Source organism: Mycolicibacter longobardus, from assembly GCF_002102265.1.
In the GTDB taxonomy this organism is placed as follows: domain Bacteria; phylum Actinomycetota; class Actinomycetes; order Mycobacteriales; family Mycobacteriaceae; genus Mycobacterium; species Mycobacterium longobardum.
The window spans coordinates 1-1,369 of record NZ_LQPG01000046.1; the positions used below are offsets into that span (position 1 = coordinate 1).

The following is a 1,369-nucleotide window of genomic DNA, read 5'->3' on the forward strand; positions in this document are numbered from 1 at the left end:
TGTCTTGAGTCAAGAAGTTGGCAGGTTTGTTTGGGTGATCGGGTTCAGGTAGGCCTGCTGCGGGGTGCGGTCTTGGATGGCTTGGTGTGGCCGGATGGTGTTGTAGATGATGCGGAAGCGGTGGGCTTCCATGTCGAGTGCGTCGCCGTCGCCGATGTAGCCGCGGAAGAGGTGCTCGTATTTCAGGGTCCCGAAGAAGCGCTCGATGACACCGTTGGTCTGCGGTGCTTTGATTCGGGTGCGGATGTGGCGCAGTAGTGGATCGTGCCCGGTGAAGAGGCTTTGGAAGTCTTTGCCGCGGTAACAGGGCCCGTTGTCGGAGACGACGGCGATGGGGGCGGGCATGTAGCCGATGACGTGGTCCTGGGTGTCGAGGACCGCCATCTGCCCGCGATCTAGCCGCAGGTCGGCCAGGTTCAGTACGCGGGCGGCTTCCTCGACCGCGAGCCGGATGCAGTGCCGGCGTCGACGCCGCGACCGGTGGGGGTGACGGTGATCGCCAGGCAGTACTTGGAGACGTAGTCGATCACGGCGCTGATGCGCCAGATCCCCCCGTGTGCTGTTTCGAACTCGGAGAAGTCGGTCTGCCAGACCCGGTTGCGCTCGGTCGGCGGATCGTGAAACACCTGTCGAGGCAAGGCGGCCCATGATTTGCGGTCGGCTCGGAAGCCTTGAGGCAGCAGCAGGCCGCGGCGTCGTAGCGCGCGTTGGACCGAGGAATTGGTGACCTCGTGGCCATCGGCACGCATCAAGGCGGCGATCTTGCGGTAGCCCCAGGCTGGCCAGGCTTCGGCGTATTTGGCGGCCAGGGCCTCAATACGGTCGACTTGAGGCGCCGGCCAGGGGCCTTTGGGTGGGTTACCGGCGCGCGTCCGAGCCAGGCGGCGTCGATAGGTCCGCTCCGGGATGCCGGCGAGCAAGGCGAACCTCGAAACCGGCAGTTGAGCTGCCTCTCTTAGGGCTTCGAGGTCCTGGAAGGGACCTGATTGATCAGCGCGGCGCCGCGCTGCCAGATCCGCAGTTGCACCGTCGCCTCAGCGAGCGCGAGCTTGAGTTCCTCGTTCTCGCGCCGGAGTCGGCGCTGTTCAGGGGTACCGGCCTGCCCTGGGGCTCCACCGGGCACTTCCTGCATCCGTTGAGCACCGGCCTCAAGGAACTGATGCTTCCACTTCGTCACTTGGGTCGAGGACACCCCGCCCCGCCGGGCGGCCTCGGCACCGGTCATCTCCCCGGCCAGTACCGCCAGCACCAGCCGGGTTTTCTCCTCCGCAGGGATTTTCGTTCGTCGTGATCGGACCATGACCCACTCAACCTCCTCACGGCCGCGTTGTGAATAACGCGGCCCTGTCAGAAAGTTTGAGTCAGTGGA

The 1,369-nt window shown here is 64.9% G+C and carries 3 protein-coding genes; all 3 read right to left on the reverse strand.

Translation table 11 applies throughout. The features are described from left to right. Positions 1-9: 9 nt before the first annotated feature. Positions 10-384, reverse strand: a complete 375-nt coding sequence (locus tag AWC16_RS25380; protein WP_109561517.1) for an integrase core domain-containing protein — start codon at positions 382-384, stop codon at positions 10-12. 32 nt (positions 385-416) lie between these two features. Beyond that, positions 417-920, reverse strand: a complete 504-nt coding sequence (locus AWC16_RS25385; protein WP_109561518.1) for a hypothetical protein — start codon at positions 918-920, stop codon at positions 417-419. A 35-nt stretch (positions 921-955) separates the two neighbouring features. Next, positions 956-1,369 (reverse strand): transposase (locus AWC16_RS20540; protein WP_207572371.1); only part of this gene is annotated, 414 nt, incomplete at its 5' end.